General features: G+C 59.7%; 9 protein-coding genes. 6 read left to right on the top strand and 3 right to left on the bottom strand.

Annotation, left to right across the window (positions count from 1 at the left end; translation table 11 throughout):
* Positions 1-36 precede the first annotated feature (36 nt).
* From AACY30_RS20790 to AACY30_RS20800, 3 genes are all read right to left on the bottom strand, one after another.
* A complete protein-coding gene (locus AACY30_RS20790; RefSeq protein WP_339541057.1) occupies positions 37-3,798 on the bottom strand; it encodes a hypothetical protein in 3,762 nt (1,253 codons plus the stop codon).
* A 98-nt stretch (positions 3,799-3,896) separates the two neighbouring features.
* Positions 3,897-4,802 carry an AraC family transcriptional regulator gene (locus AACY30_RS20795; RefSeq protein WP_339470895.1) on the bottom strand — a complete coding sequence of 302 codons (906 nt, stop codon included), beginning with the start codon at positions 4,800-4,802 and terminating at the stop codon, positions 3,897-3,899.
* Positions 4,803-4,874: 72 nt separating this feature from the next.
* Positions 4,875-6,164, bottom strand: coding sequence for a glycosyltransferase (locus tag AACY30_RS20800; protein WP_339541058.1), 1,290 nt, complete (start codon positions 6,162-6,164; stop codon positions 4,875-4,877).
* Positions 6,165-6,406: 242 nt separating this feature from the next.
* On the opposite strand from AACY30_RS20800, the gene AACY30_RS20805 reads away from it, so the two are divergent.
* The 6 genes from AACY30_RS20805 to AACY30_RS20830 all read left to right on the top strand — a co-directional run bounded on the left by AACY30_RS20805 (position 6,407) and on the right by AACY30_RS20830 (position 16,629).
* Positions 6,407-6,787, top strand: a complete 381-nt coding sequence (locus AACY30_RS20805) for a hypothetical protein (protein WP_339541059.1) — start codon at positions 6,407-6,409, stop codon at positions 6,785-6,787.
* 143 nt (positions 6,788-6,930) lie between these two features.
* The gene (gene tpx / locus AACY30_RS20810; protein ID WP_339541060.1) at positions 6,931-7,431 is read left to right on the top strand and encodes a thiol peroxidase; all 501 of its coding nucleotides are present in this window, start codon (positions 6,931-6,933) and stop codon (positions 7,429-7,431) included.
* 231 nt (positions 7,432-7,662) lie between these two features.
* The gene (locus AACY30_RS20815) at positions 7,663-8,961 is read left to right on the top strand and encodes an MdtA/MuxA family multidrug efflux RND transporter periplasmic adaptor subunit (RefSeq protein WP_339541061.1); all 1,299 of its coding nucleotides are present in this window, start codon (positions 7,663-7,665) and stop codon (positions 8,959-8,961) included.
* Complete coding sequence (locus AACY30_RS20820) at positions 8,958-12,059, top strand: MdtB/MuxB family multidrug efflux RND transporter permease subunit (RefSeq protein ID WP_339470905.1); 3,102 nt, start codon at positions 8,958-8,960, stop codon at positions 12,057-12,059. The genes AACY30_RS20815 and AACY30_RS20820 overlap by 4 nt, the downstream gene beginning before the upstream one ends.
* Entirely contained in the window at positions 12,056-15,163 is a 3,108-nt protein-coding gene (locus AACY30_RS20825; RefSeq protein ID WP_339470907.1) for an efflux RND transporter permease subunit, read from the top strand. Before AACY30_RS20820 ends, AACY30_RS20825 begins: the two co-directional genes overlap by 4 nt.
* Positions 15,160-16,629 (top strand): efflux transporter outer membrane subunit, encoded by a 1,470-nt coding sequence (locus AACY30_RS20830; RefSeq protein ID WP_339470909.1) that lies wholly within the window; start codon positions 15,160-15,162, stop codon positions 16,627-16,629. Before AACY30_RS20825 ends, AACY30_RS20830 begins: the two co-directional genes overlap by 4 nt.
* Positions 16,630-16,853 lie beyond the last annotated feature (224 nt).

A 16,853-nucleotide genomic window follows, 5' to 3' on the forward strand; every position in this document is an offset into this window, starting at 1 on the left:
ATCAGTACAGGTACTGATCCCTGTTTTGCATCTACCTCAAATCGGATAGGGGGTCTGGATGATGCAAATATCATCCAGGTCGTAGATCCCGCCGGTGGTTGGGTTTTTGAAGGCTATCGAGGCGACAAACGGATTAGCGGGTAAGTAGTTGAGCGGGATGTCGACATTCAGCCAGGTATTGATGGCGGGGACCTGAGGCGTGCTTTTCAGTGTGCCCAGCCGGATTTCAATGAACGTTGGCGCGCCAATGGCAGCAAACTTGTTGATCCGATACCTGAAACTGATCCGGTAATAGCCTGCCGTGGCAGGCGTCAAGGTTTTGTACAGGCGGGCCCCGTTGCCAGTAAGGGGGCCTGCCTGCCAAAAGAAGTTGCCATTGGGTTCGCGTCGGATGCCCACATCAGGCCACTCACTGAGCCAGTAATTCACGTAATTGTTGGTGAATGTCGTGCAGTCGTGAACCATCACGCTTTTTACTGTGTAACGCGTTGGCGGAAACTCAATCGCCTGCCCCTCATCCCTGACGCCGTTGAACGCCACCTTGAACTGCAGGGTCAGCAGGCTGTTGCTTCCTAGGTCGTGCAGGTAACTGCTCAACACCGTTTCCAGGTGATAACCCTGGCTGATCCAGGCAGCATCAACCTCGCCATCGACCGTACCGTCCAGCAGGGTCAAGTTGTGCGCCTTACCGTCGCGGTCGGTACCGAACAATTTGAACCATACGGGCTGGTGCCGTGCGATAAATGGCCAGGTCGTCGCCCTGGCGGTGGCATTACCGATCAATGTGTCCAAATCGATCACGCCGGCGGGTGTGGCTTCATCGATCCTGATCACGGTCTTTTTCAACTCGGATTGAGGCAACGGTTCAAGATTCACCGTGAGCAAGACAGAGGGCCGGGTATCCGTACCTTTGGTTACCGTGTACCTGATTGTGAATTGGCTCGTGGTGCTGCGGATATTGGCGGCAATCAGTGGGGCGTCCAGGGGAACAATGACGGTGCCATCGGTTTCCCCGTAGATCGGCCCGATGGTAGCCGAGCCGGCGCCGGCACTGCCTAGAACTTCCACATAGATCTTGTCGGTGGTGCTCATCGGACCATAGCTCACCCGCAGATTCGCACCGTATTGTGCGTTCAGCGGCGCCAATGTCACCAACGTGCCGGACCCGCTTGCCTCTTCCAAGAGGGGCACCGGGTACTGCGCAGGCAAGGCCCTGACGGTGTAGTCGCGCTGCAAAAACCTTACCGCATTGGACAGGTCCGCGCTCTGGTCGAAGGTGACTGCGCAGCGCATGGTCAATTGCGTCCCGTCCAAGAGTTTGCGTAATTGCGCAATGGGTGCAAGTGGATGAAGACCGTTCTGCTCGCCGTCCAGTCCCACCAGGTCCCCATAGTAGAAGGCATGGTAAAACTGATTGCCGTCTGCATAGGTACCGAGCATTTCGAACCACGCCCGCTGAAAGTGCTGGATGAAGAACCAGCGATCGACAAAGGCGCGTTCGGTGCCCTTCAGTGTGCTGAGGTCCAGCACCGCATCCAATGCATGGCCCTCCAGATAGGGTTTGGGGAATGGCGGTGGTAACAACTCCAGGTTCAACACGGGCGAAGGCGTTCTGTGCCGGCCCCGGATTACGAAATACTGCACTGTGATAAAGCGCCCTTGCGCCTGGATGTTGGCACCCACTACATCGGGGTCGATGTCGATATGCAGGACTTTCGATGTATTGCCATACTGGGTTTCGCAATAGGTCCCAATGCCTGGGATTCCGCTCCAGCAGGTCTCGATCTGGTCAGTGGGTCGCATTTGCGCAATATCGACCACGACTGTCGCTCCCTGCGTCGCGGCAACTGCCGCCAGTTGGTCGGGATAGCGGGTTGCTTCTGCGACTTCCGGTCGTTTCAGTTCGAGTGCTTTTCCCACTGTGATGAGCAGAACATCCGAAAAGCGTTTCGCGCTGCCATCCGCCGGTTGGAGTGTGTAGCTGAGACGAATTTCTCCATCGTTATTGGCAATGGCGTATTTCGCCTCTACTGGTATCACGACCTGCCTGCCCGCTGTCGATGAGTTGAGTGTCACGTCATCACTGACGGAGCCGTTGCTGGCAGAACCTCTCCAAAACCACTCGAGAATGTCGCCAGGGAACGTACGTGTTTCGGTCAAGGTCAAGTTGAGCGTGGTGCCGATAATGCTATCAATGTCCAAGTTCTTGAACAGGTCTGCGTATTGCAGTTTTGGTTCGGGCATTGAGCGTACTGCTGCGCCGAAGGTTACTTCCAGGACCTCGGATTTGCGCACCGTTTTAATGCCTGCCCCCATGATCCGCATCTGGCCGTCGTTGACGAGGTAGAACACGCGGACCAGTCCCAGTCCGATGAAACGCGAAAACTGCTCCTGGAGCACTGTGCGAGGGGGCGGGGGTGGCTCTTTTGCGCCAGCCAGCAATTCTTCTTGGTACTCGACCAGCCGGCCTGTCGAGTCCAGGGCCTCCATGCGGAAGATGACGCTCCAGTCAGCGTTATAGGGGAAGAAATTCGGGAAAAAAGCCTGGAAATATTCGATCGATGGATCGATAAAGCCACCTTCGCTTTTATCGATGGTCATTGCCGGCATCGACTTTCTCGTGCCTGAAACCGGGACGTTCAAGCGTCGCGAGGTGCCGAGGGGCGTGCCAGTGGCGGTGGTCAGTGTGTAGAACAATTGGACGTGGCCGTTAACCGCCATTTGAATATATTTGGGGTCAATGTCAGTGGTGGCCGACAGGCCGATTCGAGCGGGAAACGGGGGTAATGGGGTGACGGTATTTGCGCCATTATCATCGAACACGACGAGCGTCAGGTGGATCAACGTGCCGCCAGGCGTGGTCGTGCCATTGGGTAGCTTTCTGGGAACGAAGACCTCTCCTTCATAGGGGCCATCACCAACAAGGTCTACATTGACCTCAGTCACTGAATCCCCGTTGACCACCAAGTGTGGCCGTTCGAGCGCATATAGGTCCAGATCGGCTTCCACCTTCTCAGGCTTCGACCACTGCGGCACTTCCCCCGAATAGTTGAACACGATGTCGAAGATCCGGAAGTAAATCACCACCACGCCGCTGCCTCCGGCGATGATGATCGCTTCCGGTACATGCACGACAATCGGCTTGATGCCGTCGAGGTGGTCTTGATCAATCTCTAGGAACACTGGGTGACCGTTCCACCACACCTCGACAGTGTCTCCCAACGCCATGTTCGGGTAAGGATCAACCGTCAAGTCAACGCCTTGCTCAGCGCGCTCGGGGTCGAGTACACCCCCCACCAGATCAGGCGGTAGATGGATGACCAGGCGCGAGTGATAGTAAGGATTGGTGCTGACGCCGCCGGGACGGTCGGTTTTGACAAGCCAGGTTTCATAAGGGGAGGTGCTCGGGGTGCCGCTGCCCACTCTCTTCACTTGGCCAAAACACGGATAAACAAAGCCCCTCGGAACCAATCCCTCAGGGATCACCAGCGTTAAAAAATTCTTATCCGGATCCAAGTCCTCGAACCTGACCTCATCGGCAGCAATGGCGTAGGTGAAACTGCCCATGAATAACGTGAACGTGTCGCCCTCGTTGAAGTTGAACCACTTGCTGAAACGCACCGTAAGCCAGGGCTCCACCAGTCGAATATTCAAGCCGCTATCAGCGCCTGGAATCGGTCGTACTGCGTCGCTGACAAAGGGTGGGTCCAGCGGGTCGACAATGACGGGGGGCTTTGGCCCATGGCGATGGGGTTTGCAGACAGGGCAAGGCAAGTTGGAGGACGTGAATTTTTTCATAGCGAGCGCTCCTTATGCAGCGTAAAGCTGAGTAAGGAAATCACACACCCCTGGGTGTGGCGCGTATAGCTGTCAAAGTTGACAGTAGCGACGGGCGGTCAACCCAGGTTCTGCTCCGTCAAGCGCTGCACCGCCAACCGCCGGTAGTGCGATGGCGTCATGCCCTTGAGCTGCTGGAAGCGCCGATTGAAGTTGGAAATATTATTGAAGCCCGATTCAAAGCACACATCGGTCACCGGTTTGTCGCCGTCGGCGAGCAGTTCACAGGATTTGCTGATACGCAGCCGATTGACGAACTCGATGAAGGTGCGTCCGGTGGCTTGCTTGAACACCCGGGAGAAATACGTGGGCTTCATCCCGAGGTAGGCCGCGACTTCTTCCAGCGGCAACTCGCGTGCATAGTGAGCAAATATGTAATCCACTGCACGGTTGGTTCGGTCGATGCTGTGCTCGTCGGCCAGCTGCGGGGTGGTTGCACCGGACAGTAGTTGGTAGTCCTCACAGGCACTCAGCACTTCCAGCAAAATAAAGAAGTGCCCCAGGCGCGCAATGCCCTGGGCATCCTCGATGCGTTGCATCAAGGTCATCGCTTGGGCAATCGTGCGTTTGCAGCGAAATTCGATGCCGTACTGCGCCCGTTCCAGTAGCGGTGCCAGCGTCTTGAGCTCGGTGAAAATGTGGCTGCCGTTCTCCAGCAACTCATCGGTAAAGTTCACCAGCATGTCGCGCTTGGGCACCACCTCGTCTTCCTCGACCTGGCTGATCCAGTTGTGGGGCAGGTTGGGGCCGGTGAGGAACAGGCTTTCCGGGTAGAAGTTGCCGATATAGTCGCCGATAAACACCTTGCCGGAACTCGCGACGATCAGGTGCAGCTCGTATTCCTTGTGAAAGTGCCAGCGCACCAGCGGGCAGGGGAAGCCATGCTGGCGATAGATGATGGACAGACCGTTGTGATCGTCCATGAGCTCGTAGGAAGGGTCGGTGATTCGTGTTGCTCGGGTCATGCTGCCGTCGCTTTATTGTGGTTGTCGCGTTGGATAATGCCCCCTCGCACGCGACCTCGCCAGCGCTGGTGCTTATACGCTGCGGTTTTTTGCCTCGATCCACTGGGACATGTATTGGGTACTTTTATGGGCATGATGGCGCAGCATGCTGCCGGTGAAGTTGTCCCGGCGATGGGCAGCGAGATGGCTGCGGCAGTGTTGCAAGCATGCCACCAGCGCGGGGCCATGAATGTTCTGGTCATAGCGGCGCGCCACCAGTTGGCGACCGTTTTCCTGGGCCTGGGTCCAGCGTTCGCGGTCCTGGTAGAGCGCCACGGCGGCGGTGGCCAGTGCAGGTGCGCTTTGCTCAATCACCCCGGGCCACGGTTGCCCATCACCCATGGCCTCGGCGCCGATGGGCGTGGTGATATTCGGCGTGCCACAGAGCATCGCGTCCGCGAGTTTGCCCTTGATGCCGGCGCCGAAACGCAAGGGCGCCAGGCAGATGCGTGCAGCGGTCATGACCTGTAACGCATCTTCGGCCCAGTTCATCACATGAAAGCCCTGGGCCGGGTTGTGCAGTGCCGTGGCCTTGGGCGGGGTGTAGGCACCATAGATATGCAGCTGCGCCCCCGGCAATTGCTGGCGTATCAGCGGCCACAGGCTGTTTTTCATCCAGAGCACCGCATCCCAGTTGGGCGCGTGGCGGAAGTTGCCGATGCTGAGGAAGTGCGCGCGGTCTTCAAACGGCGCAAAACGCTCGGTTGGCGATTCCAACATCAAAGGGCACCAGTGGAGCAGGGCGGCTGGCACGTTGAAGTGCTCAGTGAGCAGACGGATTTCCACGTCGGAAATCATCAGGCTGATATCGCAGCGGTAGATCGCCGCGATTTCGCGCTTGGCCAGGTCAGTGTCGGCCATCAGCTGGAATTCTTCGTGCAATGCCGGGGAAAACAGCGCGCTGAAGTCGTCGCTGTCGGGGTGGGCCTTGAGGTGATCCTTGAGGCGCTGATGTCGCGCATCGCGCAGGCTTTGCAGGTCGGAGGTTTCCAGTACGCGCAGAGCGTTGGGGCAGCATTTCTCGACGCGCCAGCCGAATTGCTCTTCCATCATGAAACGGTCAAACAGCACGATGTCCGGCGCGAGTTCGCGTATAAAATCGTCGAAACTGCTGTTATTCAATTCGATCGCGCATTCGGCTATGCCCAGGGCGGGCAGATCGGCCTTGTGCTCGCCAATGGTCGCAGGGCTGCTGAAGGTAATGTCCCAACCTTGCGTAAGAAAGTTCTCAAGAATCTGCATCATATGCCCGCCTGCGGCTGAAGAGCGGGGCTCCGGCCAGACATAACCAATGACCAGGACTTTGGTGGCGCGGTGGTTCATTAACTCGAATCCTTGACGTGTTCCGGCTGCATGGCCGGCAAAATTCAGCATTAAAACATGGAGTGACGACACCTACGCGTTTCCTGAACGTCAGAGATTGACTGGTCGATGATCGCGAAATGAACTAACTGACTGTCAATTATCACAGTTATGCAGCGTGAGCGGGGCAGGCAGTGTGGTGATGCGTCTCCCTGGCCTCTGGCATGGGAGGAATTCACCATGGTCCGAGGAGCACCTCTAAAATGGACAAAAAAACTTCGGCACCCGCAAGTTGGGTAGGCGATACATTTTCAGGAAGTGCCAGCGGCTACACCGGCAATCTCGACATGCGCTGGAATCGAGTGGGCAGCAGTCTGACAGTACAAACGCTCAGGTACATGTTCACCGCCAATGGTAATCGCCACAGTGCAAATATCAATTTCGAGGTAAAAGCCGAGAATGGTGCAGAGTGGAAGGTCGATTCCCCTGATAACAGGCGGCAGGACGGAAAATGGCATGTCTGGGATACCACCCATACGATGGCCGTGGGGGGCTCCATCTGGATTGAGATCTTCGTGACGTTCATTTTTGACATGGGGGGCCCTGATGACCGCAGGACAGTCAGTCAGCGCTTTGATATTTAACAGTCGAGTGGGCGTCTGGCATCGCAGATGCCGGCGCCCGTATTTCTATAAATAATGTGTTTGCCATAGGTCCTCTGAGCAGTTTGTGGTTAACTTCGGCCTCTCGAATTCGTTAAACCCAACACAGCATAAGGATTCCGTTCATGGCTCAAGTCACCCTTCGTGGTAACCCTGTCCAGGTTGAAGGCGAATTGCCGAAAACCGGTACCCAAGCCCCTGATTTCACCCTGACTGCCGGCGATCTGTCGGACGCAACCCTGGCGACCTTTGCCGGCAAGCGCAAAGTGCTGAATATCTTCCCAAGCGTCGACACCCCGACCTGCGCCACGTCGGTGCGTAAATTCAACGCCCAGGCCAACGAGCTGACCAACGCTGTTGTGCTGTGCGTCTCCACCGACCTGCCCTTCGCCCAGGCGCGTTTTTGCGGCTCCGAAGGCCTGGAAAACGTGAAGAACCTGTCCGACTTCCGTGACTCGGATTTCGCGGTGGACTACGGTGTTTCGATTGCCGATGGCCCGCTCAAAGGCCTGACCGCGCGCGCCGTTGTCGTGCTGGACGAACATGACAATGTGCTGCACAGCGAACTGGTCAGCGAAATCGGCCAGGAGCCAAACTACGAGGCAGCCCTGGCTGTTTTGAAGTAACTGTTTCGGTACGTTACTGTCGTTTGGCAGTAAGACGTATGATGCATGCTTGCGGCCTGGCCTAGTCCAGGCCGTTTTTATTTGTCGCTCAGGTGCTTAGCGAAATAGCGAACGGACTAAGCGCAGATGTTTACAGTTTTAAGCCCAAGGTAAATAGCCGGTAAAGGCGCTTTTCTTAACGCGCTCCAGTGCTTATCTTTCAGCCTCCCAAAGAAGAAGCTCTCGCGCCCAATGGTTGATCACTCCATGCAATCCTCCCCCCGCAACTCCCGCCGCTGGTTGTTCGGCCTGCTTGTGCTGCTGGCTATCGCCGGCCTGTGCTGGAAATTCTGGCCCAGCGGTGCCGCCCATAAAGACGCGCCGGCCGGCCATGCGAGCAAGACCGGTATGGCGCGCCCTGGGTTTGGTGGTTCCACTGGCCCGGTGCCGGTACGCGTGGCGCCTGCGGTGCTTGGCGAGTTCCCGGTGTACTACAAGGCCTTGGGCACGGTTACCGCACTGAACACGATCAATGTGCGCAGCCGGGTAGGCGGCGAGTTGGTGAAGATCGCGTTTGAAGAAGGGCAGAGGGTCAAGGCCGGCGACCTGCTGGCCGAGATCGACCCGCGCAGCTACCAGAACGCCTTGCTCCAGGCCCAGGGCACGCTGATGCAGAACCAGGCCCAACTGAAAAACGCCCAGGTCGACGTGCAGCGTTATCGCGACCTGTTCGCCCAGGACAGTATCGCTAAGCAGACCCTGGACACCGCCGAAGCGCTGGTCCTGCAATACCAGGGCACGGTCAAGACCAACCAGGGCGCGGTGGATGACGCCAAGCTCAACCTCGACTTCACCAAGATCCGCGCGCCGATCGGCGGCCGCGTAGGCCTGCGCCAGGTGGACGTTGGCAACTTGGTGGCGGCCAACGACACCACCGCCCTGGCCGTGATCACTCAGACCCAACCGATCAGCGTCGTCTTCACCCTGCCGGAAAATACCCTGGAAACCGTGCTTGCTCGCTACCACGCTGGCAACAAACTTCCTGTGGAAGCCTGGGACCGCGGCGATGTGAAAGTACAAGCCACCGGTGTACTGCAAAGCCTGGACAACCAGATCGACGTCACCACCGGCACCCTGAAATTCAAGGCGCGCTTTGATAACAAGGACCAGGCGCTGTTCCCCAATCAGTTCGTCAATGTGCACTTGTTGGCTGACACCCTGCATAACGTAGTGCTGGCGCCGTCGGCGGCGATCCAGTTCGGCAACACCGGCACCTTCGTCTACGTGCTCGACGGCGACAAGAAGGTCAAGGTGCAGCCGCTGGTGGTCGGCGATACCGATGGCGATAACACGGTGATCAAGCAAGGTCTCAAGGCCGGCGACCGCGTGGTGCTGGAAGGCACTGACCGTCTCAAGGACGGCAGCGAAGTCGAAGTGGTGAATGAGAGCAGCGAAGTGCCGACCACGCCGACCGAACACCTGCAAGGCAAGCCCGCCGCGAAAGGGGAGACCGGCGCTGCTGACGGCAAGGCGCAAAAGGTCGGTTCATGAACCTGTCGCGACTGTTTATCCTTCGCCCGGTCGCCACCACGCTGAGCATGCTGGCCATTGTGTTGGCCGGCATCATTTCGTACCGCTTGTTGCCGGTATCGGCTTTGCCCCAAGTGGACTACCCGACCATTCGGGTGATGACCCTGTACCCCGGCGCCAGCCCAGATGTGATGACCAGTGCGGTCACCGCGCCGCTGGAGCGCCAGTTCGGGCAAATGCCCGGCCTCACGCAAATGGCGTCCACCAGTTCCGGCGGCGCGTCGGTGCTGACCCTGCGTTTCAACCTCGACATCAATATGGATGTCGCCGAGCAACAGGTGCAGGCCGCGATCAACGCCGCGACCAACCTGTTGCCAAAGGATTTGCCGGCGCCGCCGGTGTACAACAAGGTCAACCCGGCGGACACCCCGGTGCTGACCCTGGCCATCACGTCAAAAACCATGTTGCTGCCCAAGCTCAATGACCTGGTCGACACGCGCATGGCGCAGAAAATCGCGCAGATCAGCGGCGTCGGCATGGTCAGCATCGCCGGTGGCCAGCGCCAGGCCGTGCGCATCAAGGTCAACCCCGAGGCCCTGGCGGCCAACGGCTTGAACCTGTCGGACGTGCGCACCTTGATCGCGGCGTCCAACGTCAACCAGCCCAAGGGTAACTTCGACGGCCCCACCCGCGTGTCGATGCTCGATGCCAATGATCAGTTGGTCTCGCCTGCGCAATACGCCGAGTTGATCCTGGCCTACAACAACGGCGCGCCGTTGCGCCTAAAAGACGTGGCACAGATCGTCGACGGCGCCGAAAACGAGCGCCTTGCCGCCTGGGCCAATGAAAACCAGGCCGTGCTGCTGAATATCCAGCGCCAGCCGGGGGCCAACGTGATCGAGGTGGTGGACCGCATCAAGGCGCTGCTGCCAAGCATCACCGACAACCTGCCGGCCGGCCTCGACGTGACGGTGCTTACAGACCGCACCCAAACCATCCGGGCGTCGGTGAAAGACGTGCAACACGAACTGCTCATCGCCATCGCCCTGGTGGTGATGGTGACGTTCCTGTTCCTGCGCAGGGTCAGCGCCACGCTCATTCCGTCCATCGCCGTGCCGCTGTCGCTGGTGGGTACCTTTGGCGTGATGTACCTGGCGGGTTTCTCCATCAACAACCTCACGCTGATGGCCTTGACCATCGCCACCGGTTTCGTGGTGGACGATGCCATCGTGATGCTGGAGAACATCTCGCGCTATATCGAGGAGGGCGAAACGCCGCTTGCCGCCGCGCTCAAGGGCGCCAGGCAAATCGGTTTTACCCTGATTTCCCTGACCCTGTCGCTGATCGCGGTATTGATTCCGCTGCTGTTCATGGCCGACGTCGTGGGGCGCCTGTTCCGTGAGTTCGCCATCACCCTGGCAGTGGCGATCCTGATTTCCCTGGTGGTGTCCCTGACCCTCACGCCGATGATGTGCGCGCGGCTGCTCAAGCGTGAACCCAAGGAAGAGGAGCAAAGCCGATTCTACAAAGCCAGTGGTGCGTGGATCGATTGGTTGATCGCGCGTTATGGAAGCATGTTGCAGTGGGTGCTCCGGCACCAACCGCTGACCCTGCTGGTCGCCATCGCGACCCTGGGCCTGACCGTGGTGCTGTACCTGGTGGTGCCCAAAGGCTTCTTCCCGGTGCAGGATACGGGCGTGATCCAGGGTGTTTCCGAAGCGCCGCAGTCGATTTCCTTCGCCGCCATGAGCCAGCGCCAGCAGGCGCTGGCGAAGATCATCCTGGCCGATCCAGCGGTGGAAAGCCTGTCGTCCTACATTGGTGTGGACGGTGACAACGCTACCCTCAACAGTGGGCGCTTGCTGATCAACCTCAAGGCTCACGGCCTGCGCGACTTGAGCGCAGCCCAAGTGATCAACCGCCTGCAGCCGCAAATCGACAAGCTGGTGGGCATCCGCCTGTTCATGCAGCCGGTTCAAGACTTGACCATCGAAGACCGCGTCAGCCGCACCCAGTACCAATTCAGCATGTCGTCGCCGGACGCCGAGCTGCTGGCGTTGTGGAGCAAAAAACTGGTCCACGCGTTGAGCCAGATGCCCGAACTCACCGACGTTGCCAGCGACCTGCAGGACAAGGGCCTGCAGGTGTACCTGATGATCGACCGCGATGCGGCGTCACGCCTGGGTGTCAGCGTATCGAGCATCACCGATGCGCTCTACGATGCCTTCGGCCAACGGCAGATTTCTACCATTTACACCCAGGCCAGCCAGTACCGCGTGGTATTGCAGGCCCAGTCCGGCGAAACCCTGGGTCCGGATGCGCTGAACCAGATCCATGTGAAAACCACCGATGGCGGCCAGGTGCGCTTGTCCAGCCTGGCCCATGTGGAACAGCGCCAGGCGCAACTGGCGATTGCGCACATCGGCCAGTTCCCGGCGGTGATGATGTCGTTCAACCTGGCGCCTGGTGTCGCGTTGGGCAAAGGCGTTGAGCTGATCAACCAGACCCAGAAAGACATCGGCATGCCGGTGGGCGTGCAGACCCAATTCCAGGGCGCGGCCCAGGCGTTCGAAGCCTCGCTGTCGAGCACCTTGCTGCTGATCCTGGCGGCGGTGGTCACCATGTACATCGTGCTGGGTGTGCTCTACGAGAGTTATATCCACCCGATCACCATCCTCTCTACCTTGCCGTCGGCGGCCGTCGGCGCTTTGCTAGCGTTGCTGCTCAGTGGCAATGACCTGGGCATGATTGCGATCATCGGCATCATTTTGCTGATCGGTATTGTCAAGAAGAACGCGATCATGATGATCGACTTCGCCCTCGATGCCGAACGCAACCAGGGCCTCGACCCACAGACCGCGATCTACCAGGCGGCGCTGCTGCGCTTCCGGCCGATCCTGATGACCACGCTGGCGGCGCTGTTTGGCGCGGTGCCGTTGATGCTCGCCACGGGTTCCGGCGCTGAATTGCGTCAACCTTTGGGTCTGGTGATGGTCGGCGGTCTGCTGGTGAGCCAGGTGTTGACGCTGTTCACCACGCCGGTGATTTACCTGTACTTCGATCGCCTGGGCCGTCGCTGGCGCAAAGAGCCGCAAAGCCTGGAGCCGGTTGAGTCATGAACCTGTCCGGACCTTTCATTCGCCGGCCGGTAGCGACCATGCTGCTGAGCCTGGCGATCATGTTGCTGGGCGGGGTCAGCTTCAACCTGCTGCCGGTATCCCCGCTGCCGCAGATCGATTTTCCGGTGATTGTGGTGTCGGCCAGCTTGCCTGGCGCGAGCCCCGAGGTGATGGCGTCTACCGTGGCCACACCGCTGGAGCGCTCGTTTGGCTCGATTGCCGGCATTACCACCATGAGCAGCTCGTCGAGCCAGGGCTCCACCCGGGTGATCCTCGCGTTTGACTCCGACCGTGATATCAACGGCGCTGCGCGGGAAGTGCAGGCGGCAATCAATGCCTCGCGCAACCTGCTGCCCAGCGGCATGCGCAGCATGCCCACCTACAAAAAGATCAACCCGTCCCAGGCGCCGATCATGGTGCTGTCGCTGACCTCGGACATGCTGCAGAAGGGCGAGCTGTACGACCTGGCCTCGACCATTCTTTCGCAAAGCCTGTCCCAGGTGCCGGGCGTAGGCGAAGTGCAGATCGGCGGCAGCTCCCTGCCGGCGGTGCGCATCGAGCTGGAGCCCAAGGCCCTCGACCAGTACGGCGTGGCCCTCGACGATGTGCGCAACACCATTGCCAATGCTAACCAGCGGCGGCCCAAAGGGTCCCTGGAAGACAGCCAGCGCAACTGGCAGATCCAGGCCAACGACCAGCTGGAAAAGGCCAAGGACTACGAGCCGCTGCTGATCCGCTACCAGAACGGTGCCGCCTTGCGCTTGAGTGATGTGGCGAAGATCAGCGACGGCGTGGAAGACCGCTACAACAGCGGCTTCTTCAACAACGAACCGGCGGTGCTGCTGGTGATCAACCGCCAGTCCGGTGCCAACATCATCGAGACGGTCAGGCAGATCAAGGCGCAGTTGCCGGCGTTGCAAGCGGTGCTGCCGTCCAGTGTCAAGCTGAGCCTTGCGATGGACCGCTCGCCGGTGATCACGGCCACCTTGCACGAAGCCGAGATGACCCTGCTGATCGCCGTGGGCCTGGTGATTCTGGTGGTGTACCTGTTCCTCGGTAACTTCCGCGCCTCGCTGATCCCGACCCTGGCGGTGCCGGTGTCGCTGGTGGGCACCTTCGCGGTGATGTACCTGTACGGTTTTTCGTTGAACAATTTTTCCTTGATGGCGTTGATCCTGGCCACCGGCCTGGTGGTGGACGATGCCATTGTGGTGCTGGAGAACATTTCCCGGCATATCGACGAAGGCGTGCCGCCGATGAAGGCGGCGTACCTGGGCGCGCAGGAAGTCGGGTTTACCTTGCTGTCGATGAACGTTTCGCTGGTGGCGGTGTTCCTGTCCATCCTGTTCATGGGGGGGATTGTCACCAGCCTGTTCCGCGAGTTTTCCATCACCTTGTCGGCGGCGATCATTGTGTCGCTGATTGTCTCGCTGACCCTCACGCCGATGCTTTGCGCGCGCTGGCTCAAGCCCCATGTCAAAGGCGAAATGACCGGTTTGCAGCGCTGGAGCCAAAGGGTCAACGACCGCATGGTCGCCGGCTATGCCACCAGCCTGGACTGGGTGCTGCGCCATCGTCGCCTGACCCTGCTCAGCCTGTTGCTGACCATTGGTTTGAACGTGGTGCTTTACGTGGTGGTACCGAAAACCTTCATGCCGCAGCAGGACACCGGCCAGTTGATCGGTTTTGTGCGAGGCGATGACGGCCTGTCGTTCAGCGTGATGCAACCGAAGATGGAAACCTTCCGCAAAGCCGTGCTCAAGGACCCTGCAGTGCTCAGCGTGGCCGGCTTTATCGGCGGCAACAGTGGCACCAACAACGCGGTGATGCTGGTACGCCTCAAACCTATCAGCGAACGCAAGATTTCCGCCCAGGCGGTGATCGAGCGCCTGCGCAAGGACGTGCCGTTGGTGCCGGGCGGGCGGCTGTTCCTGATGGCCGACCAGGACCTGCAATTCGGCGGCAGCCGCGACCAGACCAGTGCGCAGTATTCCTACATCCTGCAAAGTGGCGACCTGGCGGCACTGCGTCTGTGGTATCCGAAGGTCGTCGCGGCCCTGCGTGAGCTGCCGGAACTCACCGCCATCGACGCCCGAGAAGGCCGGGGTGCGGCGCAGGTCACGCTGATTGTCGACCGCGACCAGGCCAAACGCCTGGGTATCGACATGAATATGGTCACGGCGGTGCTCAACAACGCCTACAGCCAGCGGCAGATTTCCACCATCTACGACAGCCTCAACCAGTATCAGGTGGTGATGGAGGTCAATCCCAAATACGCGCAGGACCCGATCACCCTGAACCAGATGCAGGTGATCACCGCTGACGGCGCGCGGGTACCGTTATCGACCATTGCCCATTACGAGAACAGCCTGGCGGACGACCGCGTCAGCCACGAAGGCCAGTTCGCTTCGGAAAACATTGCCTTCGACATGGCGCCCGGTGTGACAGTCGAGCAGGGCACGGCCGCTATCGAGCGGGCGATTGCCAAGGTCGGCTTGCCAGAAGATGTCATCGCCAAGATGGCCGGCACCGCCGATGCCTTCGCGGCCACACAGAAGGGCCAGCCGTTCATGATCCTCGGCGCGTTGGTGGCGGTGTACCTGGTGCTGGGCATTCTGTATGAAAGCTACATCCACCCCTTGACGATCCTCTCGACCCTGCCGTCGGCCGGTGTTGGCGCGATGTTCGCGATTTACCTGACGGGGGGCGAGTTCAGCCTGATCTCCTTGCTGGGTCTGTTCCTGCTGATTGGTGTGGTGAAGAAGAACGCGATCTTGATGATCGACCTGGCCCTGCAGCTGGAGCGTAACGACCGCATGGGCCCGATGGAGTCGATTCGCAGCGCCTGCCTGCTGCGTTTGCGACCGATCCTGATGACGACCCTGGCGGCCATCCTCGGTGCGTTGCCTTTGCTGTTGGGCAGTGGTGATGGCGCGGAAATGCGTCGCCCCCTGGGCCTGACCATCATCGGCGGCCTGGTGTTCAGCCAGGTCCTGACCCTTTACACCACCCCGGTGGTTTACCTCTATCTCGACCGCGCGCGCCATCGCTTCAATAAATGGCGCGGCGTGCGTACCGATGCTGCCCTGGACACTGCGCTATGACCGATTCAACCTTTGCCCGATTGGCCCTGTTCCGCGGTTGCCGCGTGGCGAGCCTGGTGCTGTGTGGCGTGTTGCTCAGCGCTTGCGCCGTTGGTCCCGACTACAAGCGTCCGGAAGTCGTCGAGCCCGCCCAGTTCAAAGAAGCCCAGGGCTGGCGCCAGGCAACCCCAAGCGACGCCCTGGCCCGTGGCGCCTGGTGGGAGCTGTACGGCGACCGCCAGCTCAATGACCTGGTGCTGCGCCTCAACCACTCAAACCAAACCGTCGCCCAGGCCGAAGCGCGCTTTCGCCAGGCCCAGGCGCTGGTGCGCAGTTCCCGTGGTGCGTTTTACCCCACTGTTGACCTCAGCGTCGGTAAAACCCGCGCCAGCCAAGGCACCGGCAGCAGCAGCGCCAGCCTGAGCAGTTCCAGCAGCGGTATCCGTGACACCCTGAACGCACAGTTGGGCGTGAGCTGGGAGGCGGATATCTGGGGCAAATTGCGCCGTGGCCTGGAAGCCAACGAGGCCAGCGCCGAAGCCAGCTCGGCGGACCTGGCGGCGATGCGCCTGAGCCAACAGTCGGAACTGGTGCAAAGCTACCTGCAACTGCGCGTGATGGATGAACAGACGCGTTTGCTGCAAGCCACGCTGGAGGCCTATCAACGCTCCCTGCAAATGACCCAGAACCAATACCGCGCCGGGGTCTCCGGCAAGGACGCGGTGGCCCAGGCGCAAACCCAGCTCAAGACCACCCAGGCCAGCCTGATCGACCTCATCTGGCAGCGTGCCCAGCTGGAGAACGCAATTGCCGTGCTGATCGGCGAGGCGCCGGCCAACTTCAACCTGGCGGTGAGCAAAGATATTCCGGCACTGCCGCAGATTCCGCTGAGCCTGCCCTCGCAACTGCTTGAGCGTCGCCCGGATATCGCCTCGGCAGAACGCTCGGTGATCGCCGCCAACGCCAATATCGGCGTGGCCGAGGCCGCCTACTACCCGGACCTGAGCCTGAGCCTCGCCGGGGGTTATTCGAGCAGCACCTATTCCGATTGGATCAGCCTGCCGAACCGCTTCTGGTCGGTAGGCCCCAAGCTCGCCATGACCCTGTTCGACGGCGGCCAGCGTTCGGCGGAAGTTGACCGCAGCGTGGCCAGCTATGATGAGACCGTCGCCAAGTACCGCCAGACCGTGTTGGATGGTTTCCGCGAAGTGGAAAACTACATGGTGCAGCTCAAGGTGCTGGAAGACGAGGCGGTGGTGAGCAATGAAGCGCTTGAGGCCGCGCGTGAATCGCTACGGCTGACCCAGAACCAGTACAAGGCCGGGCTGATTGCCTACCTCGACGTGGTCACCGTGCAAGCGACAGCCCTGAGCAACGAACGCACCGTATTGACCTTGCTGCAGACGCGCCTGGTGGCCAGTGTGCAACTGATCGCCGCGCTTGGCGGTGGTTGGGATGGGCAAACACCCATTGCCGAGAAAGAGTGAGTGTGAACTCAGGCCAATGTGGGCGCGGGCTTGCTCGCGCAGGCAGTGTGTCAGCCACCGGATTAGTGGGTTGATTCACCGCCTTCGCGAGCAAGCCCGCGCCCACATTTGGACTCAACCTAAGCAAAAATTTAAGGTGTTGTCGAGCTGGCCAATTGACGTCAAAATGCCAGTAATGGCTATACAATAATTAATCAACTGTACAAGAATTACTGTCGCTACAA

Origin of the sequence: Pseudomonas sp. RA_5y_Pfl1_P24 (assembly GCF_963970945.1) — a bacterium.
Classification (GTDB): domain Bacteria; phylum Pseudomonadota; class Gammaproteobacteria; order Pseudomonadales; family Pseudomonadaceae; genus Aquipseudomonas; species Aquipseudomonas tritici.

What these genes read in the sequence shown, in the direction of transcription:
- AACY30_RS20790 (WP_339541057.1), bottom strand. Translation starts at nt 3,798, where the DNA reads ATGAAAAAATTCACGTCCTCCAACTTGCCTTGCCCTGTCTGCAAACCC.
- AACY30_RS20795 (WP_339470895.1), bottom strand. Translation starts at nt 4,802, where the DNA reads ATGACCCGAGCAACACGAATCACCGACCCTTCCTACGAGCTCATGGAC.
- AACY30_RS20800 (WP_339541058.1), bottom strand. Translation starts at nt 6,164, where the DNA reads ATGAACCACCGCGCCACCAAAGTCCTGGTCATTGGTTATGTCTGGCCG.
- AACY30_RS20805 (WP_339541059.1), top strand. Translation starts at nt 6,407, where the DNA reads ATGGACAAAAAAACTTCGGCACCCGCAAGTTGGGTAGGCGATACATTT.
- tpx (WP_339541060.1), top strand. Translation starts at nt 6,931, where the DNA reads ATGGCTCAAGTCACCCTTCGTGGTAACCCTGTCCAGGTTGAAGGCGAA.
- AACY30_RS20815 (WP_339541061.1), top strand. Translation starts at nt 7,663, where the DNA reads ATGGTTGATCACTCCATGCAATCCTCCCCCCGCAACTCCCGCCGCTGG.
- AACY30_RS20820 (WP_339470905.1), top strand. Translation starts at nt 8,958, where the DNA reads ATGAACCTGTCGCGACTGTTTATCCTTCGCCCGGTCGCCACCACGCTG.
- AACY30_RS20825 (WP_339470907.1), top strand. Translation starts at nt 12,056, where the DNA reads ATGAACCTGTCCGGACCTTTCATTCGCCGGCCGGTAGCGACCATGCTG.
- AACY30_RS20830 (WP_339470909.1), top strand. Translation starts at nt 15,160, where the DNA reads ATGACCGATTCAACCTTTGCCCGATTGGCCCTGTTCCGCGGTTGCCGC.